General features: G+C 71.4%; 23 protein-coding genes. 14 read left to right on the top strand and 9 right to left on the bottom strand.

Going from position 1 to position 21525, the window contains the following annotated elements:
* Positions 1-26: 26 nt before the first annotated feature.
* Entirely contained in the window at positions 27-707 is a 681-nt protein-coding gene (locus NO900_RS10185; protein WP_256409117.1) for an L-threonylcarbamoyladenylate synthase, read from the top strand.
* A gap of 31 nt (positions 708-738) precedes the next feature.
* On the opposite strand, the gene NO900_RS10180 is transcribed toward NO900_RS10185, so the two are convergent.
* The 3 genes from NO900_RS10180 to NO900_RS10170 all read right to left on the bottom strand — a co-directional run bounded on the left by NO900_RS10180 (position 739) and on the right by NO900_RS10170 (position 3207).
* Complete coding sequence (locus tag NO900_RS10180) at positions 739-1005, bottom strand: HAH_0734 family protein (protein ID WP_256409116.1); 267 nt, start codon at positions 1003-1005, stop codon at positions 739-741.
* Positions 1006-1076: 71 nt separating this feature from the next.
* On the bottom strand, positions 1077-2897 hold the full coding sequence (locus NO900_RS10175; protein ID WP_256409115.1) for a ribosome biogenesis/translation initiation ATPase RLI: 1821 nt from the start codon (positions 2895-2897) through the stop codon (positions 1077-1079).
* A gap of 1 nt (position 2898) precedes the next feature.
* Positions 2899-3207, bottom strand: coding sequence for an EMC6-like membrane protein (locus NO900_RS10170; RefSeq protein WP_256409114.1), 309 nt, complete (start codon positions 3205-3207; stop codon positions 2899-2901).
* Between the two features lie 389 nt (positions 3208-3596).
* Between NO900_RS10170 and NO900_RS10165 the strand changes: the two genes are divergently transcribed.
* On the top strand, positions 3597-3878 hold the full coding sequence (locus NO900_RS10165) for a MarR family transcriptional regulator (protein ID WP_256409113.1): 282 nt from the start codon (positions 3597-3599) through the stop codon (positions 3876-3878).
* Between the two features lie 78 nt (positions 3879-3956).
* On the opposite strand, the gene NO900_RS10160 is transcribed toward NO900_RS10165, so the two are convergent.
* On the bottom strand, positions 3957-4235 hold the full coding sequence (locus NO900_RS10160) for a DUF7536 family protein (protein WP_256409269.1): 279 nt from the start codon (positions 4233-4235) through the stop codon (positions 3957-3959).
* A gap of 181 nt (positions 4236-4416) precedes the next feature.
* Between NO900_RS10160 and NO900_RS10155 the strand changes: the two genes are divergently transcribed.
* A complete protein-coding gene (locus NO900_RS10155; RefSeq protein ID WP_256409112.1) occupies positions 4417-5391 on the top strand; it encodes a C-terminal binding protein in 975 nt (324 codons plus the stop codon).
* A 40-nt stretch (positions 5392-5431) separates the two neighbouring features.
* Here NO900_RS10155 and NO900_RS10150 read toward each other — a convergent pair whose 3' ends face one another.
* Positions 5432-6256, bottom strand: coding sequence for a DUF6663 family protein (locus NO900_RS10150; protein ID WP_256409111.1), 825 nt, complete (start codon positions 6254-6256; stop codon positions 5432-5434).
* A gap of 157 nt (positions 6257-6413) precedes the next feature.
* On the opposite strand from NO900_RS10150, the gene NO900_RS10145 reads away from it, so the two are divergent.
* The gene (locus tag NO900_RS10145) at positions 6414-7037 is read left to right on the top strand and encodes a methyltransferase domain-containing protein (protein ID WP_256409110.1); all 624 of its coding nucleotides are present in this window, start codon (positions 6414-6416) and stop codon (positions 7035-7037) included.
* Positions 7038-7081: 44 nt separating this feature from the next.
* On the opposite strand, the gene NO900_RS10140 is transcribed toward NO900_RS10145, so the two are convergent.
* The 3 genes from NO900_RS10140 to NO900_RS10130 all read right to left on the bottom strand — a co-directional run bounded on the left by NO900_RS10140 (position 7082) and on the right by NO900_RS10130 (position 9450).
* Positions 7082-7618: a type IV pilin N-terminal domain-containing protein gene (locus NO900_RS10140; protein ID WP_256409109.1), complete on the bottom strand. Its 537-nt coding sequence runs from the start codon at positions 7616-7618 to the stop codon at positions 7082-7084.
* A gap of 32 nt (positions 7619-7650) precedes the next feature.
* Positions 7651-8052: a hypothetical protein gene (locus NO900_RS10135; RefSeq protein ID WP_256409108.1), complete on the bottom strand. Its 402-nt coding sequence runs from the start codon at positions 8050-8052 to the stop codon at positions 7651-7653.
* A gap of 102 nt (positions 8053-8154) precedes the next feature.
* Entirely contained in the window at positions 8155-9450 is a 1296-nt protein-coding gene (locus NO900_RS10130; RefSeq protein WP_256409107.1) for a DUF7094 domain-containing protein, read from the bottom strand.
* Positions 9451-9615: 165 nt separating this feature from the next.
* Here NO900_RS10130 and NO900_RS10125 point away from each other — a divergent pair, with 165 nt between their 5' ends.
* From NO900_RS10125 to NO900_RS10080, 10 genes are all read left to right on the top strand, one after another.
* Complete coding sequence (locus NO900_RS10125; protein WP_256409106.1) at positions 9616-10926, top strand: helix-turn-helix transcriptional regulator; 1311 nt, start codon at positions 9616-9618, stop codon at positions 10924-10926.
* 112 nt (positions 10927-11038) lie between these two features.
* The gene (locus NO900_RS10120) at positions 11039-11827 is read left to right on the top strand and encodes an electron transfer flavoprotein subunit beta/FixA family protein (protein WP_256409104.1); all 789 of its coding nucleotides are present in this window, start codon (positions 11039-11041) and stop codon (positions 11825-11827) included.
* Positions 11824-12771: an electron transfer flavoprotein subunit alpha/FixB family protein gene (locus NO900_RS10115; RefSeq protein WP_256409103.1), complete on the top strand. Its 948-nt coding sequence runs from the start codon at positions 11824-11826 to the stop codon at positions 12769-12771. Before NO900_RS10120 ends, NO900_RS10115 begins: the two co-directional genes overlap by 4 nt.
* 100 nt (positions 12772-12871) lie before the next feature.
* Complete coding sequence (locus tag NO900_RS10110) at positions 12872-13855, top strand: replication factor C small subunit (protein ID WP_256409102.1); 984 nt, start codon at positions 12872-12874, stop codon at positions 13853-13855.
* A 471-nt stretch (positions 13856-14326) separates the two neighbouring features.
* Positions 14327-14893: a metallophosphoesterase gene (locus NO900_RS10105; RefSeq protein WP_256409101.1), complete on the top strand. Its 567-nt coding sequence runs from the start codon at positions 14327-14329 to the stop codon at positions 14891-14893.
* A gap of 319 nt (positions 14894-15212) precedes the next feature.
* Complete coding sequence (locus tag NO900_RS10100; protein WP_255310142.1) at positions 15213-15341, top strand: DUF7859 family protein; 129 nt, start codon at positions 15213-15215, stop codon at positions 15339-15341.
* Entirely contained in the window at positions 15341-16519 is a 1179-nt protein-coding gene (locus NO900_RS10095; RefSeq protein ID WP_256409100.1) for an inorganic phosphate transporter, read from the top strand. Before NO900_RS10100 ends, NO900_RS10095 begins: the two co-directional genes overlap by 1 nt.
* A gap of 525 nt (positions 16520-17044) precedes the next feature.
* A complete protein-coding gene (locus NO900_RS10090) occupies positions 17045-18115 on the top strand; it encodes an ornithine cyclodeaminase family protein (RefSeq protein ID WP_256409099.1) in 1071 nt (356 codons plus the stop codon).
* Between the two features lie 40 nt (positions 18116-18155).
* Positions 18156-18728 carry a dihydrofolate reductase gene (locus tag NO900_RS10085; protein WP_256409098.1) on the top strand — a complete coding sequence of 191 codons (573 nt, stop codon included), beginning with the start codon at positions 18156-18158 and terminating at the stop codon, positions 18726-18728.
* A 107-nt stretch (positions 18729-18835) separates the two neighbouring features.
* Entirely contained in the window at positions 18836-20503 is a 1668-nt protein-coding gene (locus tag NO900_RS10080; protein WP_256409097.1) for a histidine kinase N-terminal 7TM domain-containing protein, read from the top strand.
* A gap of 15 nt (positions 20504-20518) precedes the next feature.
* Here the strand turns inward: NO900_RS10080 and NO900_RS10075 are convergent, their stop codons facing one another.
* Positions 20519-21328 (bottom strand): RlmE family RNA methyltransferase, encoded by an 810-nt coding sequence (locus NO900_RS10075; RefSeq protein WP_256409095.1) that lies wholly within the window; start codon positions 21326-21328, stop codon positions 20519-20521.
* Positions 21329-21525: the final 197 nt, after the last annotated feature.

Genomic DNA, 21525 nt, shown 5'->3' with positions numbered 1-21525 from the left:
TTTAAATCGCGGCCGAACGGTCGGCCGTGACGGACGACACAGACGATCGGGAGCCTCGGCCCGGATCCGAGCCGGATCCCGGACGCGACGCGGACCCGGGACGCGACGCCGCGAGCCGCCGTGACGACGTCCGGCGGGCGGCCGCGGCGGTCGCCGACGGCGAGCCCGTCGTCTACCCCACGGAGACGGTGTACGGGCTCGGCGCCGACGCGCTCGACGCCGACGCCGTCGAGCGCGCCTTCGAGCTGAAGGGCCGCGACCGGTCGAAGCCGCTCTCGCTGGGCGTCGCGAGCGTCGACGACGCGCTTCGCTACGCCCGCCCCACCGAGTTCGCGGTCGCGTTCGCCCGGGCGTTCCTCCCCGGCCCGGTGACGGTCGTCATCGAGCGCGGCGACGCGGTGCCCGACGCGCTCACCGCCGGGAGCGACCGGGTCGGGATCCGCGTGCCCGACCAGCCGGTCGCGAGGGCGCTCCTCCGTGAGACCGGCCCGCTCACCGCGACGAGCGCGAACGTCTCCGGAACGGGTAGCGTCACCGACCCCGCCGACCTCGACGACCGGATCCGCGAGGGGGTCGGCGCGGTGATCGACGACGGCGAGACGCCCGGCACGGAGAGCACCGTCGTCGATCCGGAAGCGGGGACGGTCCACCGCCGCGGCGCGATGGCCGGCGCGATCGAGGCGTGGCTGGCGGACCCGCCGGTGTAGGGCGGAGCGTAGCGTAGAACAGGCCGCGACCTCAGACCGCGAGCTCGCCCTTCTCGCTGAGCACCTCGACCTCCTCGGCGTCGACCGCGTCAACGTCGAGCCAGTGCGGTACGTACTCCCGTTTGTCGTACGCCTCGCGCTCGTCCTCGCTGCCGACGGTGCACCAGAGCTGGGGCTCGTCCGGGCCGTGCCAGCCGCCCTGGACGTTGATGCCGAAACAGACCAGCTCCTCGCCCTCGTACTCGATCACCGCGTCCCGCCGGATCCCGGGGTCGCCGCGAATGATGAGGTGTTGCATACCCCGCCGTTCGCGGGTTCCGTGCTTAATCGCTTCGATACGGCGGATCGGTCCGGCGGTGAGGCCTTCCCTCATCCGGAGTAGTAGTACTCGCCCTCGCGCTTCTGCCTGCTGTCGAGCTGCGAACCCGGCTTGTTGATCCGGGGGCGGCCCGTGCGCTCGTCGCGGCGGAAGGTGATGTCGAGGTCGGCGAGGAACTCGTTCATCCCGTCGCGCATGTCCTGCGGCGGCGCGGCGCGACCGCGCTCGGCCGGCTCGCCGTCGAACACCATCAGGCGGTCGGCGAGGAGGTCGATCATGTAGATGTCGTGGTCGATCACCATCACGGTCGCGTCGTGGTTCTCGGCGTACCGACGGATCGCCGTCGTCGCGCGGACGCGCTGCTCGACGTCGAGGTGCGCGGAGGGCTCGTCGAGCAGGTAGAGGTCGGCGTCCTCGGAGAGACAGGCCGCGATGGCGACGCGCTGGCGCTCGCCGCCCGACAGGTCCGCGAGGTTCTGCTCCATGATCCGCTCCAGTTGGAGCGGCTGGGCGACCTCCGTGTTCCAGTAGGAGGAGCCGAACTCGTCGGTGATCGAGGAGAGGAACGCGTCGACGCGCATCGGCTGGTCGATCTCGATGTACTGCGGCTTGTACGCGATGTCGAGCGCGAAGTCGAGCGCGCCCTCGTCCGGCTCCAGCGAGCCCGCGAACAGCTTCGCGAGCGTCGACTTCCCGATCCCGTTCGGCCCGACGACGCCGAGCACCTCGGAGTGGTTGATCTCGCCGCCCTCGACGTGCAGTTCGAACTCGCCGTCGCCGTACGACTTCGAGAGGTCGGGGTACTCCACCAGCGTCTCGCTGCGCGAGGCGACGCGGGGCGCGTGCTCCTCGAAGGTGATCGCGGAGGGGCGGATCCGCATGTTCTCGTTGTCGAGGTACCCCTTCAGGTACTCGTTGATCCCGTTGCGGACCGACTTGGGATCGGTGATGACCCCGTACGCGCCGGGCTCCCCGTAGGCGACGTGGAGGGTGTCGGCGAGCAGGTCGAGGATGGCGAGGTCGTGCTCGACGACGAGCATCGAGCGGTCGGCGGCGTCGTCGTCCGCCAGCTCCCGGATGAGCCGGGCGACGATCATCCGCTGGCCGATGTCGAGATAGGGGGTGATCTCGTCGAGGAAGTAGAAGTCGGCGTCGCGGGCGAGACACGCCGCGATGGCGACGCGCTGGAGCTCCCCGCCGGAGATGGAGTCGATGTCCTGGTCCATCACCGGGGCGATGTTGAGCCGCTCGATCAGCTCGTCGAGCGCGCCGCGCTCGTCGGTGCGCTCCAGCAGCTCGCGGGTGTTGCCGTCGAACTGCTTCGGGATCTGGTCGACGTACTGGGGTTTGCGGGAGACGCTCACGTCGCCCGCCTTCAGCGATTTCAGGTAGTTCTGAAGCCCCGTGCCGCGGAACCGGTCGAGCACGCGGTCCCAGTCGGCCTCCGCCTCGTGGTCGCCGAGGTTCGGGACCATCTCGCCGGCGAGCCCGTGGATCGCGGTCGACTTCCCGATCCCGTTCGGGCCGAGGATGCCGGTGACGTTGCCCGGCTCGGGGGTCGGAAGCCCGTACAGCGAGAAGGCGTTCTCGCCGTAGCGGTGGACCGGGTCCTCGTCGAGCTCGGAGGGGAGGTTGATGATCTCGATCGCGTCGAACGGGCACTTCTCGACGCAGATCCCGCAGGTCTCGCCCAGACAGATCTCCTCGGAGATGTGGATCTGGTCCGGGTCGCCCTCGACCGCGTCCTCGCCGCGCTCGGTGATGCACTCCTTGCCCGTCCGGTTCGGCGGGCAGTAGTTCGCGCACTCGTAGTTACACCGGTCGGGCTGACACCTGTCGAGGTCGACCACGGCGATGCTGTCGTCCGCCATCTCACGCCACCAGTTGCACGCCGGACGTGGCCAGCACGGTGTAGCTGATGAACCACAGCGTGAACGTCAGGAACGCCACGTAGAGGTTGTCCTTGACGCCGAAGTCGCCGACGCCGATGACCTTGTACAGCGGGAACTGGGCGAGCACGAACGCGCCGAGGACCAGCACGACCGTCGTGCTCTGTGCGGCGGCCACGGTCGTGCCCACGTAGGCGGCCGAGACGACGCCGGCGGCGATCCCCGCCAGACAGCAGATCGTCGTGACGACCACGCCGCGCGCGTGGCCCGACATGCCCGAGTCGTCGCTCATACCAACGGATCCGCGAGCACCCGTGAAAAGCCGTTCGTTCCGGCCGTCGCGCGTTCGGGACCGTCGGCGTCGAGCGCGGGCGAGACGTGAGGCCGACGCGAACGCGGAGGACCCGTGAGGCCGAAAAAAAACGCGAGCGGCGCGAGGCGAGCAGAGGCGATGAGCGAGGCGGGCGGGGGCGATGAGCGAGGCGGGCGGAGACGACAAGGCGAGAGCGCGCGCGAGCCCCGTCGCTGACTGACTGGTCAGTCGAACGGGCATATACCGGAGCATGTTGCTGGTTATCAGCGCGATAACCGGCAATAAAACCCGGATAATGCGGGAGAATCCCGGAAATGGGACCGCGGGCCATCAACATTTATGCCGATGTGCGGTTTCGAATCGTAACGATGGAAGGAACCCAATCGGAGGGGCTCGACGACCTCCCACCGAGCGCCAAACTCGTCTTCAAGGTGCTCGAATACAACGGTCCGCTGACACAGAAGGGCATCGTTCAGGAGTCGATGCTGTCGGCCCGAACCGTTCGGTACGCCCTCGAACGGTTGGAGGGGATCGGGGTCGTCGACGAGGACGTCTACTTCGCTGACGCCAGACAGAACCTCTACAAGCTCACCGAGCCCGCACAGGAGTTCACCGGCGAGGAGTGCGACGCCTCCTGTACCGCCGACTGAACCCGACGACCGGTTCGGACCCGCCCGACCTCGCCGACCACACGGTCGTTCGCGCCGCGGAGCGGCGCGCTCGCCGGGTCACTCGACTCGCCCGGTCGACGCCTCACCGGCACCCCGCGCCGCCTCCGCGATCGTGAGCGCGACGGCGACTAACAGCGCGAACGTCGCCGCCAACACGAACGCCAGGAACAGGAACCAGACGTCCGGCCCGAACAGCGGGTACTCCCGCGTGTCGATCACGGGGCCGAGCAGCTCCAGCGTCCGGACGAGGTACAGCAGGACCGCGAGCCCGGCGCCCGCGACGAGACCGATCCGGACGTTCCGGTAGAACGCCAGCGACTCGAGGAGGACGAGCATCGGGGGTTTAGAGGAGCTCTCGTCGGTCACGGGAACGCGTAGTCGCCCGGCGCGCAAAGAGCCTCCGGAAGCGGCTCGGGAGCGACCGTCGCCGCCCGGAATATCACGATCGAAAATAGACGTTTGAGTCCCTAACAACGTCAATACCAGCCATCAAGTGGGGTCGGGGCGAAGCGAGTCCATGGCCAAGGTCGTCCTGTCGTCGTTCCCGATGATCGACCCGGAGACGTACCGCGAGGTGCTCGGCGAGCGCGTCGACGAGCCCGTCGAGATCGAGGTCGCCGACCTGGGGTCGGCCGAGCGGGTGATCGAGGCGGCCGCGGGCGCCGACGCGGTCGTCACCGACATCAACACGCCGGTCACCGCCGAGGCGCTCGCGGCGCTCGACCTGGAGGTCGTCGTCCGGTCGGCGGTCGGCGTCGACAACGTCGACGTCGGCGCCGCGGCCGACGAGGGCGTCACCGTCACCCGCGTCCCCGACTACTGCACCGACGAGGTGGCGACCCACTCCGTCTCGCTGCTGCTCGCCTGCCTGCGCTCGCTGAAGTCGTACGACGACGACGTCGCCGCCGGCGGCTGGAGCTGGGAGACCGGCCGGCCGGTCCGCCGCGTGAGCGCCTCGACGATCGGACTGCTCTCGTTCGGACCGATCGCGAAGCGCGCGGCCGAGCAGCTCGCCGGCTTCGACGCCGAACTGCTCGCGCACGACCCGTTCGTCGACGCCGACGAGATGGCGGAGTACGGCGTCGAGGAGGTCGGGTTCGAGGCGCTGTTCGACCGCGCCGACCACGTCGGCGTCTACGCCCCCCTGACCGACGCGACCCGGGGGATGGTGGACGCCGACGCGCTCGCGCGGCTCGGCGAGGACTCGGTCGTCGTCAACGTGAGCCGCGGCCCGGTCGTCGACGCCGACGCGCTGCTCGACGCGCTGGAGTCCGGGGCGATCAAGGGCGCCGGCCTCGACGTGCTCGCCGAGGAGCCGCCCGAGGACGACCCGCTAGTCGGTCGCGACGACACCGTCGTCACGCCTCACGCGGCGTGGTACAGCGAGGAGGCCAGGGACGACCTGAACCGGAGCGGCGCGGCCGACGTCGCCGCCGTCCTCAACGGCGAGACGCCGGCCGGTCGGGTCGACCCCGACGCCGACTGGCTGTAGGCGGGACGACGAGGCGACCGGCGGCGCGAGCGGGGACTGGTTACAGCCGGTCGAGCGCGTCGAAGTCGTCGCCGTCGCTCTCGCCGTCCCCGTCGCCGTCGGCGGTTCCGGAATCGTCCGCCTTCGCCGCCTCGAACTCGCCCGCCTCCAGCCCCGCCGCTAACCCGGGACCGAGGTCGTACGTGTCCCGGACCGTCTGGGCGAGCACGCCGTCGCGGTCGAAGACGACGTAGACGGCGACGAAGTCGTGGGCGGCGGGCCGCAGCACGAACACCTCGCGCGGGCCGTCGTCCTCGCGCGACTCGTTGACGCGGGCGACGAGCGGCTCGATCGGGAGCCGCGCGGCCCGGAGGTCGGCGAAGGCGTCGCCGCCGGGCGCGTCGGCGAACAGGTACAGCGCTCCGTTCGGCTCGCCGTCGTTCGACCGGGTCGTGATCGAGCCGACCGCCTCCCCCTCGGCGCGGATCCGGTCCCACGTCTCGACCGCCGCCTCGAACATCCCCTCGACGTCGTCGGCGAACCGGAACCGGCTCTCGCGGGCGACCTCGACGTCGACGAACCGCGCCGAGGCGTCCGTCCACGCCAGCGTCGCGTCGACGACGTGGCCGGGCTCCAGCGACGCCACGCGCTCGGCGAGCTCCCCCTCGTACCCCTCCGCGGTCGCGTACAGGGGATCGAACCGGTCCTCGGCGTCGGCCGCCGTCGGATCGATCGGTCCGTCCGGGAGTTCGACGAGGACGAACTCCTCGGGGGCGTCGGCGGCGTCGGGAGCTGCGTCGCCCCCGCCGCCGTCGGAGTCGTCCTCGATGTCCGGTCGCGGCCGCCGGTCGTGCACGCGGAACCGGCCGCTCGTCGTCGGGTCCATACGCGTGGATCGGTCGGCGGGCTGATAAGCGGGGCGGACCGGGGCGCGAACGGATTCGCCGAGATATCGGTGTCGTCCCGTCGATACCCCGCCATATCGACGCCGCCGCGGGGCGGATCCGTGTCGTTATGGGGCGGGCGACCCAACGGAACGGTAAATGGGGATCCTCGAGGACAAGTCGAACGCCCGCCTGTTCTACAAGTACCTCTCGAAGGTGTACGACCGGGTCAACCGCTTCAACTGGAACGAGGAGATGCGTTCCGAGGCGCTCTCCTGGCTGGAGTTCGGCGACGATCCGAGGGTGCTCGACGTCGGGTGCGGCACCGGGTTCGGCACCGAGGGACTGCTGGAACACGCCGACGACGTGCACGGGCTCGACCAGAGCGTCCACCAGATGGAGAAGGCGTTCGAGAAGTTCGGGAAGCGCGACCTGGTGAACTTCTACCGCGGCGACGCCGAGCGGCTCCCCTTCCGCGACGACGCGTTCGACGTCGTCTGGTCGTCCGGCTCGATCGAGTACTGGCCGAACCCCGTCGAGGGGCTCCGAGAGCTGCGCCGCGTCGCCAGGCCGGGCGGACAGGTGCTCGTCGTCGGCCCCGACTACCCGCGCAACCGCGTCCTCCAGCGGGTCGCCGACGCGATCATGCTCTTCTACGACGAGGACGAGGCCGACCGGATGTTCGAGGCGGCGGGCTACGAGGAGTTCGAACACCACATCCAGCGGGCGACCCCGCGGAGCCCCCGAGCGATCACGACGGTCGCTCGCGTTCCCGGGGAGTAGCGCGCGACGGGTCGACGCGCTCGGTTCCTTCGCTTCGCCGTCGTTCATCTCGGTTCGACGACCGTCTCTAACGCCGCGACCGGCCGCCCGTCGACGGAGATCTCGACGGCGACCGCGCGGCCCGGTTCGAGGACGGGGTCGTTCGTCCCCGCGACGCGGAACGACGCCTCCCCGCCGACACGCCAGTCGCCGCCGCTGGCGGCGTTGAACGCGCCGGTCGGTCCCGGCCGGAACCCCGCCGCGGAGAAGAACGGCACCGGCGGCTGGCGGGCGAGGGGCTCACCGTCGACGGTGACGCGGACGTCGAGCTCGCTCGCGTCGAGGGCGTCGCCGCCGCGGTGCGTGACCGCGATCCGGTCGTCGGTCGCCGACAGCGACAGCGACGCCGTCGGGGCGGGCTCGACGGGCTCGGCGGGAGCGCCGAGCGCGACGGTGACGACGCCGCCCGCGAGGACGACCGTGATCGCGAGCAGGAGGACGCCGGCGACCGGGGCGAGCGCGCGGGCGGAGCGGCGGGCGTCCGCGTCGGTCTTTCGACGCGGCGGCGAGCGCGACGGCGGCGGTAAGCTGTCGGAGAGCACGGCGCGACTGGTCGCGGTATCCGATAAAAACGTCAGGACCGGGCGAGCGGAACCGCGGCGAGCGCCGCCACCGCGACTGCGGTGGCGAGGTTCAGCCCCCGTGTCGGGCGGGCGAACCCAAGGACCGTCTCGACGCCGACCCAGATCGCCAGCGCGACGCCGACGGCGACGGCCGTGGCTCGCCCCCACGAGCGACCCGCGTTGACCCCGTAGCCGGCGACGAGCGGACAAACGCCGAACAGCAGGAGGAGGAGGACGCCGGGGAGTAGGAAGTCGTCGACGGGGGTCGCGGCGAGCGGAGCCGGCGACGCGTTCACGAGGCCGCCGGAGGGGTCGACGACGAGCGCGACGCCGCCGACGGCCGCACGCGCCGCGAGCTGGCCGAGCGCGGCGAGGAGCAGCCAGTGCGAGAGGGGCCGACCGCGGAGGCGCATAGTCGGGGGTCGTCGCGGGACCGACAAGAGGCCAGTGCCGGGTTCCGATAGGCCGGGAACCCGCGGTTCCGGACGGCGGACGCCCGCGGTTCGTGTGCCGCGCTACCCCTCGTCGACGGGCCGCGGCGTCGGGATCGGCCCGAGACCGTCGACGACGACGACGCGGGGCTCGTCGACGACGGTGATGCGGTACGACCCCGCCGGCGAGAGCGTCCGGACGACGCCGTCGTCGTTCGTGGTGCCGATCGCTCTGCTGTCGCTGTCACCGACGCTTTTCGTGACGGTGACGTCGGGCTCCGGCTCGCCGGTCTCCTCGTCGAGGACGGTCACGGTCACCGGTCCGCCGACGTAGCTCCGGTCGACGGTGACGGTGAACCCGTCGCCGGTCTCGGAGACGCGCTCGGCGTCGGGGAAGGCGTCGAGGTCGATCCGCTGGTGCTCGACGAACACCTCCCGCGTTCCGCCGCTGACGAAGGTGCGGAGGATCCCGTACTCGTGCGGGACGGTGATCCGCTGGACGGAGCCGACCCCGAACGCGTCGGGCGCCCGGAGCGCCGCCGTCTCGGGGTACGACTCGGACGTTACCTCGATCGCGGCGTCGTTGCTTATCGGGCCGCCGCCGCGGTCCCAGCGGTCGTTCCGGAACGTCTCGCGGACGTACTGGCCGTCGACGATCGTCGCCAGCGTGACCGAGTTCGGGGTCGATTCGATATGAATCTCGGCCGCAGAGACCTCGCCGCTGGCGGTCGCGAGCGCGAGGTCGCGGACGGGCCCCTCGTACACCTGAATCGCGACCTGGAGCTCGTCGAGCCGAGTCGGGGAGCTGAAGCCGTCGGTCGCTTCCGCGAGCGCGTCGATCTCTTCGAGCCGCCGGTCGTACTCTTCGGCGATGGCGGAGATGCGGACGAGCTCGTTGAGGAACTCCCGGTCGGAGAGGTTCCCGGAGGCGTGCGCCCTGAACGCGTCCGACTGGCGGCCGTGGAGGCGCTCCTCGCCGCGTTCGACGCGATCGAGCGCCGCGAGGATGAGTCGACGCCGCTCCGCGTTCGTCTCGGCGCTCTCGATCCGGTCGACGACCGCCGCGGTCTCCACGGCGGCCTCGGCGTCCGCGACCGAGAAGGAGAGCGCGGGACCGAGGTTCGCGCCGCGGGGAGCGCTGGCGACCCGGGAGTCGGCGCCGGCCGGCGCGGAGAGCGTTCGGAACGTGAGGTTCGGCTCGTCGACCTGCGAGGGGTCGTTCGGGAGCCGCGGCGGCTCGATCGGGTCGGCGGCATCGACCGGAATCGAGCCGGGGACCTCGGCGATCGCCGTGGAGTCGGACCCGAAAGCGGGGGACGTCGTCCCTGCGACCGGGACGACCAGCAGCAGGACCGCGACGACGATAGGGAGGGCTCTCATCGTTCGATGGTTCGACCCCTGATATAAAAAATCCACCTCAACGGCCCCGCACGGCCCGGCGGCGCCGGGTCGGTCTGCGACGCTTCGGATGACCGAACGGACGTTTCCCGCCCACAAACCGACTATGGAAAGCGTTTTGCCCGGTCCACGAGAGGACAGACGTGCATGCGGAATCCCCTTCGCGTCCTCCTCGTCTCGCTGTTCGCCCTCCTCCTCGTCGGCGGCGTCGCGGCGCCGGTCGCCGGGGGCGCGGTCGCGTCCCCGGCGGCGTCTCCGCTCGACCCGTCGGCCTCGCACGGAGCGCAGACCGCCGAAGCGCCGTCGGCGGAGGCCCTCGGGACGACCGCGGGCCCCGCCGCGCAGATCGACTCCGACTTCGACCCGAACACGGCGACCCGGATCCGGATCGAACCGACGCCGGACCGCGACGCGCGGTGGGAGGTGTCCGTCAGGTACGCGCTGGCCGACGAGACGGAGGTCGGGGCGTTCCGGAGCGCCGGCGAGCGGTTCCGCGACGGCGAGGTCGGCCCGACCCCCGCGCTGTTCGAGGGGTTCGCGCGGGAGGCGAGCCGGACCGTCGACCGGACGATGCGGATCCGGGCCGTCAACCGCGAAGTGATCGTCCACGAGGATCCGTCCGAGTTCGACGTCGCCGACGACGGGACCGTCGCCGTCGGCGAGCTCCGACTGACGTTCGTCTGGACGGAGTTCCTCGGGACCGACGGCGACGACCTCGTGCTGGGCGACGCGCTGACGACCCCTGAGGGGACGTGGCTCCGGTCGCTCGGCGAGGGACAGACGCTGGAGGTGGCGACCCCGGAGCGGTACACCGTCACCGGGACCCCCGGCGCCACCGTCCCGCTCCGCGACAACGCCGTGATAATCGAGGGGCCGCGCACGTTCGCCGAGGGCGAGCGAGTCGCCGTCGTGTACGCGTCGACGGGGCCCGTGGGCCCCCCGTGGGAGATGCTCACCGCCGCGATCGTCGTCGCCGCGCTGCTCATCGCGGGGAGCGTCGTCGGCTACCGGCGGATAGAGACCAATGGGGACGACGTGACGGACGCAGCCGGCGCGAACGGCGCGAACGGCGCGAACGGAAACGGCGAGGGCGCCTTCCGGGAGACGGGTGAGGGAGCCGGCCCGAACGGCGGGGCGGTCGGGCCGCCGGACGCCGAGGGGGATCCCGACGGGTCCGCGGAGTCGGAGCCCGAGGAGGACCTCTCGCTGCTCTCGGACGAGGAGCGCGTCGAGCGGCTTCTCACGGAGAACGGCGGACGGATGCGGCAGGCCGACATCGTCTCCGAGACCGGCTGGTCCGACGCGAAGGTCTCGCAGCTCCTGTCGGAGATGGCCGACGGGGGACGGATCGAGAAGCTCCGCCTGGGCCGCGAGAACCTGATCTCGCTTCCGGACGGCGACGACGAGTCGGCGGACGGAGAGAGCGGGACGGCGGACGACGACCGCGCCGGGCGGTGAAGGGGCCCCGGATCCCGAACGCGGTAGGCGGCGAGGCCCGTCCGGAGCCAACTCCTCGCGGCGAGTGAGGCGTTTCGAAAACCCTTACAGGGCGAGCGACGGAGTAACGATCATGAAGGTTCTAGTGACAGTCAAAGAGGTCGCGGAGGCGGACGACGACTTCGCGATCGAGGGGACCGACATCGCGGAGTCGGACCTCGAGTACGACCTCAACGAGTGGGACGACTACGCCGTCGAGGCCGCGGTGCAGCTGGCGGAGGCCGGCGTCGCCGACGAGGTCGTCACCGTCACCGTCGGCCCGGAGCGGGCGGAGGAGACGATCCGGATGGCGCTCGCGAAGGGGGCGGACCGCGCCGTACGCGTCTGGGACGACGCCTTCGAGGAGGGGTTCGCCGACGTGGCCGCGAAGGTCTCGACGATCGAGGCCGTCGTCGAGGCCGAGGAGCCGGACCTCGTGCTGGGCGGGGTCCAGGCCGCCGACACGGGATTCGGCGCGACCGGGGTCGCGCTCGCCGAGCGGATCGACTTCGAGCACGCCGCGGTCGTCAACGACCTCGAAGTCGACGCGGACGCCGGCGTCGCGCACGTCCGCCGCGAGCTGGAAGGCGGCGTCGAGGAGCTCACCGACGTCGACCTCCCCGCCGTGTTGACCGTGCAGACGGGGATCAACGAGCCGCGCTACGCGAGCCTGCGCGGCATCCGGCAGGCGCAGCGCAAGGAGATCGACGCGAAGGAGCTGTCCGACCTCGGGCTGACCGCCGCGGACGTCGAGAGCGCGCTGACGATCACCTCGATGTACGAGCCGGAGAGCGAGTCGGACGCCGAGATGATCGAGGGCGACGCCGGCGAGGCCGCGGGACGCCTCGCCGAGGTGCTGCGTGACAAGGGGGTGGGCGCGTGATGAGCGTGCTCGTCGTCGCCGAGCACCGCCGCGGGGAGCTCCGCGACGTCTCCTACGAGGCGATCACGGCCGGCCGCGAGCTCGCCGACGCGCGCGGCGGCGACCTCCACGTCGCCGTTATCGGCGGGGACGTGGACGGCTTCACCGAGGACCTGAACCGCGAGGGTGTGGACGCGATCCACGCCGTCGAGAACGGGGAAGAGTTCGACCACAACGTCTACCAGGCGGCGGTCGGAGCCCTGCTCGACCGCACGGACGCCGGGACGGTCGTGGCGCCGAACTCGGTCAACGGCCTCGACTACGTCCCCGCGGTGGCCGAGGACCGCGACCTCCCGCTGGTGACGGACGCGATCGGGTTCGAGCACGACGGCGGCCTGACCGTCACCCGCGAGATGTACGGCTCGAAGGTGGAGACGACGGTCGACGTCGACGGCGACCGCCACGTGCTCACGGTCCGCGGCGGCGAGTGGGCGCCCGCGGAGGGCGTCGGCGACGCGGCGATCGAGTCGGTCGACGTTGAGCTGCCCGAGTCCGGCGCGCGCGTCACCGGCTTCGAGGAGGTCGGCGGCGGCGACGTCGACATCGCCGACGCCGACGTGCTCGTCTCGGTCGGGCGCGGGATCGAGGAGGAGGAGAACTTGGAGCTCGTCGAGGAGCTCGCCGACGCGCTCGGCGCGACGCTGTCCGCCTCCCGGCCGATCGTCGACAACGGCTGGCTCCCGAAGAACCGGCAGGTCGGCCAGAGCGGAAAGGTCGTCACCCCCGACGTGTACATCGCCGTCGGCATCTCCGGCGCGGTCCAGCACGTCGCCGGCATGAAGGGGTCGGACACCATCATCGCGGTCAACACCGACCCGAACGCGCCCATCTTCGACATCGCCGACTACGGCGTCGTCGGGGACCTGTTCGAGGTCGTCCCCGAGCTCATCGACGAGTTCGCCTGAGACCGCGTCGACTGACTCGCCCGAGCCGACGGCCGGGACCCGGTCCCGCCCGCGCCCCGTTCTCGGTTCGTTTATCACCCCGCCGACCTTCCGATCCGCCATGAGCGAGGCCGACGAGCAGACGGCTGCGACCGCGACCGGCCGGGAGATCTGGATCGAGAAGTACCGGCCGCAGTCGCTCGACGACATCCACGGCCAGGAGGAGATCGTCGAGCGGCTCGAAAGCTACATCGAGCAGGACGACATCCCCCACCTGCTCTTCGGGGGGCCTGCCGGTACCGGGAAGACGACCGCGGCCACCGCCATCGCCCGGCAGGTGTACGGCGAGGACAACTGGCGCGGCAACTTCCTCGAGCTCAACGCCTCCGACCAGCGCGGTATCGACGTGGTGCGCGACCGGATCAAGGGATTCGCGCGCTCGTCGTTCGGCGGCGATTTCCGGATCGTGTTCCTCGATGAGGCGGACTCGCTTACTGATGACGCTCAGTCAGCATTACGCCGCACGATGGAACAGTTCTCCGACAACACCCGCTTCATCCTCTCGTGTAACTACTCGTCGAAGATCATCGACCCGATCCAGTCGCGCTGCGCCGTCTTCCGCTTCTCGCCGCTCTCGGACGCGGCCGTCGCCGCGCAGACCCGCGAGATCGCCGCGGCGGAGGGGATCGAGGTGACCGACGAAGGCGTCGACGCGCTCGTGTACGCCGCCGACGGCGACATGCGACGCGCGATCAACTCGCTGCAGGCGGCGGCGACGACCGGCGACGTCGTCGACGAGGAGGCGGTGTACGCGATCACGGCGACCGCGCGGCCCGAGGAGATCGAGTCGATGGTGACGAACGCGCTGGAGGGCGACTTCTCGCGGGCGCGGGCGACCCTGGACACGCTGCTCACGGAGACGGGGATGGCCGGCGGCGACGTGATCGACCAGCTCCACCGCTCCGTCTGGGAGTTCGACCTGAGCGAGCGCGAGGCGGTCGCGCTGATGGAGCGGATCGGCGAGGCCGACTACCGGATCGCCGAGGGCGCCAACGAGCAGGTGCAACTGGAGTCGCTGCTCGCGTCGCTTTCGTTAGAGGAATAGGTCAGTTACGATCGAAGTCTCGGTTCGTTCGCGGCGTACGATCGCAGTTATTTATCACAGACCGACGGTAGCAGCGGCGGGCAGACCGTCTCCGAAGCTCCGGTCGTTCGGCGATATGATGACGATTGAGAATCGACTGGGTACACCTCCAAAGCCCCAGCCGGGAGGCGGACGCACGCTCGCTGCGCTCCTCAGTCGTTCGCTCCGCTCACTCCTTGCGGTGCTTACGTCGCCTGCGTCCGCCTCCCTGCTGCCCCTTTGAGTCCCACCCCGCACCGCACAGCGACCGCACCTCACACCACCCCAACCTCGCGGTTCGCGCTCTCCGAGCGCTCACCGAGCGCTCACCGGCTCCCTCGCGCGTGCTGCTCGCGGCCAGCGGGCCGCTCGCAGGCACGCGCCACCGCCCCGGCACATTCGAGTACTCGTCCCGGGCGCGCTTCTTAAGCCGGGCGCGCACGGACTGCGGGTATGCTCGTCGTCGTCTCCGACACGCACGCACGCGAGGAGTCGAAGCTGCAGGGGCGCACCGCGGAGGCGGTCCGCGAGGCCGACCTCGTCGTCCACGCCGGCGACTTCTACCGCGAACCGGTGCTCGACGCCTTCGAGTCGGCGGCGCGGACGCTACGCGGGGTGTACGGCAACAACGACGACGCCGCGATCCGCGACCGCCTCTCGGAGGTCCGGACGGTCGAGTACGCGGGCGTGCGGTTCGCCGTCACCCACCGCCACCGCAGCGGGGACACGGGACTGGTCATGCTCGGTCGGGGACGCGACGCCGACGCCGTGATCTGCGGGCACAGCCACCGCCCGCGGTTCGACGACTCGGGCGACCTCCCGATCCTGAACCCCGGGAGCCACGCACAGCCGCGAGGGAACCGACCGGGACACGCCGAACTGGAGCCGGCGACCGAGGTGGATGCGGACGGGGACGGAGGGGGCGAGACCGACGGGCGCGACGGGAGCGAGACCGCGCTCGACGGGCGACTCGTCACGCCGGACGGGGAGGTCTTCGAGCGGTTTCGGATCGGGCCGTGAGAAGTACCGCCCGCGGGAGAAGGGGGGGGGAGAGCGGGCGGGACGCGACGCCCCGCGGGCCGAGCCGCGCCGGCGGGCCGGAACGACCGGGGATGGGGAGGGGGGAAAGCAGGGGGAGGGCAGGGGGGAGCGATCGGCGGGGACCGGCCCGATCGACGCGGAGCGATCGCGGGGGAGAGGGCCGAAGCGGGGGTCGCGTCCGTACGTTACGCCGGAGATAGCTTATACCTAGCTTAGGGACAAACACGCGCTTTAGTCACCGCCCGCCGGCGGACGGGAGTCCCGAAACGCCTAACACCGTGCCGACGGATTCGACTGTATGCTCTCGGTCGAACCGCTGTTCGTGGTTATTCTCGTCGGTCTGCTCGGGCTCTTCTTCTTCGGGTTCCTCCTCGTCCGGCGCACGCTGACCGGGCTCCGCGAGGGGTACGAGGACGGCCAGCGGTAATGGTCGTCGTCACCGTTCTCACCCTCGGCGTCGCCGGCGCGGCGAGCATGTTCATGGCGTGGTCGATCGGCGCCGGCTCCTCGGGGTCCACCCCGTTCGCGCCGGCCGTCGGGGCGAACGCCATCTCCGTGATGCGCGCCGGGCTGATCGTGGGCGTCCTCGGGCTGCTCGGCGCCGTCCTGCAGGGCGCGAACGTGACCGAGGCGGTCGGCACGGAGCTGATCGGCGGCGTCACGCTCACCGCCGGCGCGGCCATCGTCGCGCTGGTCACCGCCGCCGGGCTCGTCGCGGTCGGCGTGTTCGCCGGGTACCCGATCGCGACCGCCTTCACCGTCACCGGCGCGGTGGTCGGCGTGGGCCTCGCGATGGGCGGCGACCCCGCGTGGCCGAAGTACACAGAGATCCTCACGCTGTGGGTGCTCACCCCGTTCGTCGGCGGCGGGATCGCCTACGTCGTGGCGCGCTCGCTGATCGGCGAGCGCCTCCCCGAGCGACCGCTCACCGCGGCGCTCGCGGGTCTCGTCGGCGCGATCGTCGCGAACGTCGGGTTCGCGCTGCTCGGCCCCCCGGGCGAGCAGGCGTCGCTCTCGCAGGCGATCGGGCCCGGGCTCGGGGTCGGCGCGGTCGGCACGCCCCTCGTCACGGCCGCGGTGGCCGCGGTCGTCACCGTCGCGGTGTACCTCGACCTCGGCCGCGACCGCGAGGGGGCCCAGCGGCGGTTCCTGCTGGCGATGGGGGGGCTCGTCGCGTTCTCCGCCGGCGGGTCGCAGGTCGGGCTGGCGATCGGGCCGCTCGTGCCCCTGTTCGTCGGCGACGCCGGGATCCCGCTGTGGGCGCTGCTCGTCGGGGGCGGAGTCGGGCTGCTGGCCGGGTCCTGGACCGGCGCGCCGCGGATGATCAAGGCGATCTCGCAGGACTACGCCTCGATGGGGCCGCGGCGGTCGATCTCGGCGCTCATCCCCTCGTTCGCGATCGCCCAGACCGCGGTCGCGTTCGGGATCCCGGTGTCGTTCAACGAGATCATCGTCTCCGCGATCGTCGGCGCCGGCTACGCCGCCGGCGACGCGGGCGTGAGCCGGGCGAAGATGGGGTACACGGTACTCGCGTGGGTCGGCTCGCTCGTCGGGTCGCTGGGGCTGGGCTTCGGCATCTACACCGTCGTGCAGTTCGTGCTGTAGGTGGTGCGACGAACAGGTGGAGCGGTGAATCTCGGAGTTCGGTTATATATAATTGTGGCTGGCAGATCGGCGGTGAGCATCGCCGAAGCCCCAGCCGCTCGGTAGTACGTGGTCGGCGACTCGACGACGAGGAGCTCCAAAGCCCCAGCCGCTCGCTTATAAATCGTTGCTGTCGGTGATATAGAGAACACCTCCAAAGCCCCAGCCGCGAGGACTCGCGCGGCTCGGTGCGCTCCTCGCTCGCGTTGCTCGCTGCGGTGCTTCCGTCGCCGTGCTTCGTCCTCGCGGCTGCCCCTTTGAGTCCCACCCAACCGCTCCGCACCGCAGCCTCACGCCTCCCCAGCCTCGTCGCTCGGTCGGGGCTCCCGCCGGTCGCCCGCTCCCTCGCGACTCCCTCGCGCGTGCCCCTCGGCCGCCAGGCGGCCTCGGCGGCACGCGCCACCGCGGTGGCCGGTCACACCGATCGCCCCCGTGCCCGCCGTCGATCCAGCAGGGTTCAAGTACCCCACCGGCAAAACTCGCGGCATGCAGACGCTGCTTCTGAACGCCGACGACGTCGACGAGAACGCTCGCATGGACCGGGTCATCGACGCGGTGCGCGGCGCGTTCACGGCCTACGAGCGCGGGAACGCGAAGATGCCGGCGAAGTCGTACATCGACCTCCCGGAGTACGACGGCGACTTCCGGTCGATGCCCGCCTACCTCGACGTGCGCGAGGCGGACACCGCCGAGGAGACGGCCGACGGCGAGGGGTGGGACGCGGCCGGGATCAAGTGGGTGAACGCGCACCCGAACAACCCCGCCGACCACGGCCTCCCGACCGTGATGGGGACGATGATCTACTCCGACCCCGAGACGGCGTTCCCGCTGGCGATCCTCGACGGCACGACGCTCACCATGAAGCGAACGGGCGCGGCCGCCGCGGTCGCCACCGACCACCTCGCCGTCCCCGACGCGACCTCGCTCGGGATCGTCGGCGCGGGCGTCCAGTCGTACACGCAGCTGGAGGCCATCGCCGAGGTGCGCGACGTCGAGGAGGTCGTCGTGAGCGACCTCGACGAGGAGCGCGTCGCCGACTTCATCGACGCCTTCGGCGACCGGTTCGACGTCCGGGCGGGCTCCGTTTCGGAGGCCGGCCACTGCGATATCCTCTCGACGGTGACGCCCGTCGAGGACCCGATCGTCGGCCCCGGCGACGTGGGCGAGCACACCCACGTCAACGCGATGGGCGCCGACGCGGCGGGGAAACACGAGCTGGCGGACGAGCTCCTGCTCGACGCGACGATCGTCATCGACGACCGCGAGCAGTGCACCCACTCCGGCGAGATCAATGTCCCCTACGCGGCGGGGACGCTCACCGACGACGATATCTACGGCGAGATCGGCGAGATCGTCGTCGGCGCCCGCTCGGGTCGGGCCGGGGTCGACGCCGGCGGAAACGGCCCCGCGACGGGCGGGGCGGGCGTCACGGGCGTCACCGTCTTCGACTCCACCGGCCTCGCGATCCAGGACGTCGCGGCCGCCCGCGTCGTCTACGAGCAGGCCGACGAGGCCGACAACGGCTCCCCGTTCGACCTGCTCGGACTCGCCGAGTGACCGCGACGGCCTTTTTATCGCTCCCGCCCGTATCGCTCCCGTGCAACTCGTCAGCGTCGCCGCGCTCGCGGAGAACCGGGTGATCGGGAACGACGGCGGCGTCCCGTGGCCGGACCTCCCCGAGGACGTGCGTCAGTACCGCGCCCGCGTCGCCGGCTCGCCGGTGATCTTAGGCCGTCGGACCTTCGAGTCGATGCGCGGCGACCTCCCCGGCCGCCGGCAGATCGTCGTGAGCCGCAGCGTCGACGCGGTGGACGAGCCGACCGCGGTCGTCGCCGACGGCGTCGACGCGGCGATCGACCTCGCCCGCGAGCTCGTCGGCGAGGGCGTCGACGCCGGATCGGTCGACCGTGTCGCCGGGGAAGCGGCGCCCGCCGGGACGGGGTCGCTCGGCGACGCGCCCGAGCCGGCCGTCTACGTCCTCGGCGGCGGGACGGTCTACGAGCTGTTCCAGCCCCGGATCGACCGGATGGTCCTCAGCCACGTCGACGGCGCCTACGAGGGCGACACCCGGTTCCCGGCGTGGGACGAGTCGGAGTGGCGCGTGGCCGACGAGACGGACTACGAGGGGTTCACGCTCCGCGAGTGGGTCCGACGCGCGGACGCCGCGTGAGCCGGCACGTCGCCCGCGACGTGTCAGTCGACTGTCCCTCGTCCGCCAGTCGTCCCCGAGTTAGGCGACCAAACTAAGTGGGTATCGGACGTGGGTCACCTCGATAGATGGCGGCCTCGTGGTGGCTCGTCGGCCTGTTCGCGCTCTCGGCTGCGGCCTGTTTCGTCGCCGCCCTTCACGGGTCTCGCCTGCGGAACGACGACGCCAGGCGCGGGCTCCGCTGGCTCCTGGTCCTCGTCGGCGTCTGGGGGCTCCTCCAGGCCGGGGTGCTGCTCGCGGGCCGGGAGCCGACGGCGGTCGCGCTGTACGTCCTCGCGCTCATCGTCGGCTTCGCCACGCCGTTCGCCTGGCTGTACTTCGCCTCCGCGTACGCCGGCCGGGACTACCACCGCCGGTCGGCGTACCGGCGAGCGGGCCTCGCGGTCTACGTCGCCGTCGTCGCGGCGAAGCTCACGAACCCGATCCACGGCCGGTACTTCGACGCGTCGTTCCGCACCGACCCCGTCCGCCGCCTCCTCATCGACGAGGGGGCGCTGTACTGGGGGTCGCTCGCCCTCGCGTACGCGCTCTCGCTCGTCGGCTTCTACCTCCTGTACCGGCTCTTCCGGGAGTCGGAGCACTCGTCGTGGACGCTCGCCGGGCTGTTCGCGGCGACGGGGCTCCCGGTCGTTCCGAACGCGGTCGCCCAGGCGGCGCCGTCCCTGTTGCCGTCGCTGAGCTACGAACCGCTCGGCGTCGCCGTCTTCGCGGTCGGGACCGTCTACCTCGTGGAGGACACCTTCCTCGCCGTCGAGCGCACGGCGACGCGCTCGTTCGTCGAGCGCACCGCCGGCGGCGTCCTCGTCCTCGACGCCGACGGCCGGCTCCGCGATCACAACGAGCGGGCCGCGGAGCTGTTCCCCGCGATCGCGGACGGCGCGACCCGCGTCGAGGAGGTCTCGCCGCCCGTCGCCGACGCGTACCGCGAGGAGGCCCCCGTCCTCGTCGACGTCGTCGACGCCGGCGGCGACGAGCGGACCTACTGCGTCACGAGCGAGTCGCTCTCCGTCGGCGGGGCGGAGTTCGGCTGGGCGCTGCTCGTGCAGGACGTGACCGCCATCGAGCGACAGCGCGACCGGCTCGAACGCCACGAGGAACAGCTCGGCGACATGGCGGGCGCGATCGCCCACGAGCTGCGGAACTCCGTCGCCGTCGCCGACGGCTACCTCGCGGACGCGGCGGAGCGGCTCGCCGACGACGACGCCGAGGGCGCGGCCGAGTCGGTCGCGGTCGCGCGCCGCCGCGTCGGCCGGATCGGCGGCGTCGTCGAGGACCTCCACACGCTGGTGCGCCACGCCCGCGACTTCGACGAGCCGTCGCTCGTCGACTTCGAGGCGGCGGTGGCCGACGCGGAGTCCGCCGCCGACGCCGACGTCGCGGTGACCGTCGAGGGGAGCGGTCGGGTGCTCGCGACCCCGACGCGCCTCAAGCAGGTGTTCAAGAACGCGCTCGCGTTCGCCGCGTTCAACGGCGCGACGGCGGTGACCGTCTCCCTGACCGACGACGGGTTCGCGATCGCGGACGACGGCCGGTTCGCCGCGACCGACGGCGACGAGGCGGCGCTCCTCTTCGAGTACGAGAGCGCCGAGCCGAGCGCCGACGCGGGCATGTCGCTGCCGAACGTCCGCGCGCTCGCCCGGGTCGAGGGGTGGACCGTGGAGCCCGACCCCGGGTACGAGGACGGCGTCCGGTACGTCGTTCGCGGGGCCACGGTCGAGCGGGACCCGGCCGAGTGAGGAGGGGTCGTCGGCTCAGTCGTCGCTCTCGGCGTCGGAATCGCTGTCAGAGCCGCCGTCGACGCGCTCGGCGAATCCGAACCGCGGCTTGGCCTCGTCGACCTCGACGGTCACGGCCTCGCCCACGTCGGCGTCCGGGACGAACAGCGAGTACCCCTCGACGTACGCGATCCCGTCGCCCTCGTCGCCGAGCTCCTCGACGGTCACCTCCAGCCGGTCGCCGGCCGCGACGGGCGCGGTGTTCAGCCCCCTGGCGACGAGGTACACCTCCGAGGAGGAGTCGCGGGAGGCGGGCGGCGAGACGGTCCGGAGGTACTGGAACTCGCTCCGGACCTCCTCGCGGAAGGCGTCGAGGTCCTCGCCCTGGAACACCTTGACGACGAAGTCCCCGCCGGGCGCGAGCAGCTCCTCGGCCACGTCGAACGCCTGCCGCGCGAGGTGGACCGACCGCGCGTGATCGAGCGCGTACTCGCCGGTCATGTTCGGGGCCATGTCAGAGAGCACCGCGTCCGCGCCGCGCTCGCCGACCGCCTCGCGCAGGTAGTGTCGGGTGCGCTCCTCGGTCATGTCGCCCCGGATGGTCTCCACGTCGCCCTCGTCGAGGTCCTCGATGCGCTGGAGGTCGACGCCGACGACGGTGCCCGACTCGCCCACTTCCTCGGCCGCGACCTGCAGCCACCCGCCCGGGGCGGCCCCGAGGTCGACCACGGTGTCGCCGGGGTCGAGGAGGTCCGCATCCTCGTCGATCTGCTTCAGCTTGTAGGAGGCCCGGCTCCGGTACCCCTGCTGTTTCGATCGGTTGTAGTATTCGTCTTTGCCGCTCATATCTTGATCACCGCGCCCCGGGATGGGACCGCCGAAATCGAGGGCGAAATCGCGCTCATACCCGTAACAACGGGAGCGACCGGGAAATGAACGTCGAATGCGACCGTCGACGGCTCAGTGCGGTTCGGTCCGTTGACACCAGCCGCGAGGAGAGCGACTGTGGCCGAGGGGCGCCCTGGTGCCGGCCGTTGATTTTC

This window comes from Halorubrum rutilum (assembly GCF_024494565.1).
Note: the sequence above shows the minus strand (reverse complement) of the source record. Positions and strands in the feature narration are given on the sequence as shown.

What these genes read in the sequence shown, in the direction of transcription:
- NO900_RS10180 (WP_256409116.1), bottom strand. Translation starts at nt 1,005, where the DNA reads ATGCAACACCTCATCATTCGCGGCGACCCCGGGATCCGGCGGGACGCG.
- NO900_RS10175 (WP_256409115.1), bottom strand. Translation starts at nt 2,897, where the DNA reads ATGGCGGACGACAGCATCGCCGTGGTCGACCTCGACAGGTGTCAGCCC.
- NO900_RS10170 (WP_256409114.1), bottom strand. Translation starts at nt 3,207, where the DNA reads ATGAGCGACGACTCGGGCATGTCGGGCCACGCGCGCGGCGTGGTCGTC.
- NO900_RS10165 (WP_256409113.1), top strand. Translation starts at nt 3,597, where the DNA reads ATGGAAGGAACCCAATCGGAGGGGCTCGACGACCTCCCACCGAGCGCC.
- NO900_RS10160 (WP_256409269.1), bottom strand. Translation starts at nt 4,235, where the DNA reads ATGCTCGTCCTCCTCGAGTCGCTGGCGTTCTACCGGAACGTCCGGATC.
- NO900_RS10155 (WP_256409112.1), top strand. Translation starts at nt 4,417, where the DNA reads ATGGCCAAGGTCGTCCTGTCGTCGTTCCCGATGATCGACCCGGAGACG.
- NO900_RS10150 (WP_256409111.1), bottom strand. Translation starts at nt 6,256, where the DNA reads ATGGACCCGACGACGAGCGGCCGGTTCCGCGTGCACGACCGGCGGCCG.
- NO900_RS10145 (WP_256409110.1), top strand. Translation starts at nt 6,414, where the DNA reads ATGGGGATCCTCGAGGACAAGTCGAACGCCCGCCTGTTCTACAAGTAC.
- NO900_RS10135 (WP_256409108.1), bottom strand. Translation starts at nt 8,052, where the DNA reads ATGCGCCTCCGCGGTCGGCCCCTCTCGCACTGGCTGCTCCTCGCCGCG.
- NO900_RS10130 (WP_256409107.1), bottom strand. Translation starts at nt 9,450, where the DNA reads ATGAGAGCCCTCCCTATCGTCGTCGCGGTCCTGCTGCTGGTCGTCCCG.
- NO900_RS10125 (WP_256409106.1), top strand. Translation starts at nt 9,616, where the DNA reads ATGCGGAATCCCCTTCGCGTCCTCCTCGTCTCGCTGTTCGCCCTCCTC.
- NO900_RS10120 (WP_256409104.1), top strand. Translation starts at nt 11,039, where the DNA reads ATGAAGGTTCTAGTGACAGTCAAAGAGGTCGCGGAGGCGGACGACGAC.
- NO900_RS10110 (WP_256409102.1), top strand. Translation starts at nt 12,872, where the DNA reads ATGAGCGAGGCCGACGAGCAGACGGCTGCGACCGCGACCGGCCGGGAG.
- NO900_RS10105 (WP_256409101.1), top strand. Translation starts at nt 14,327, where the DNA reads ATGCTCGTCGTCGTCTCCGACACGCACGCACGCGAGGAGTCGAAGCTG.
- NO900_RS10100 (WP_255310142.1), top strand. Translation starts at nt 15,213, where the DNA reads ATGCTCTCGGTCGAACCGCTGTTCGTGGTTATTCTCGTCGGTCTGCTC.
- NO900_RS10095 (WP_256409100.1), top strand. Translation starts at nt 15,341, where the DNA reads ATGGTCGTCGTCACCGTTCTCACCCTCGGCGTCGCCGGCGCGGCGAGC.
- NO900_RS10090 (WP_256409099.1), top strand. Translation starts at nt 17,045, where the DNA reads ATGCAGACGCTGCTTCTGAACGCCGACGACGTCGACGAGAACGCTCGC.
- NO900_RS10080 (WP_256409097.1), top strand. Translation starts at nt 18,836, where the DNA reads ATGGCGGCCTCGTGGTGGCTCGTCGGCCTGTTCGCGCTCTCGGCTGCG.
- NO900_RS10075 (WP_256409095.1), bottom strand. Translation starts at nt 21,328, where the DNA reads ATGAGCGGCAAAGACGAATACTACAACCGATCGAAACAGCAGGGGTAC.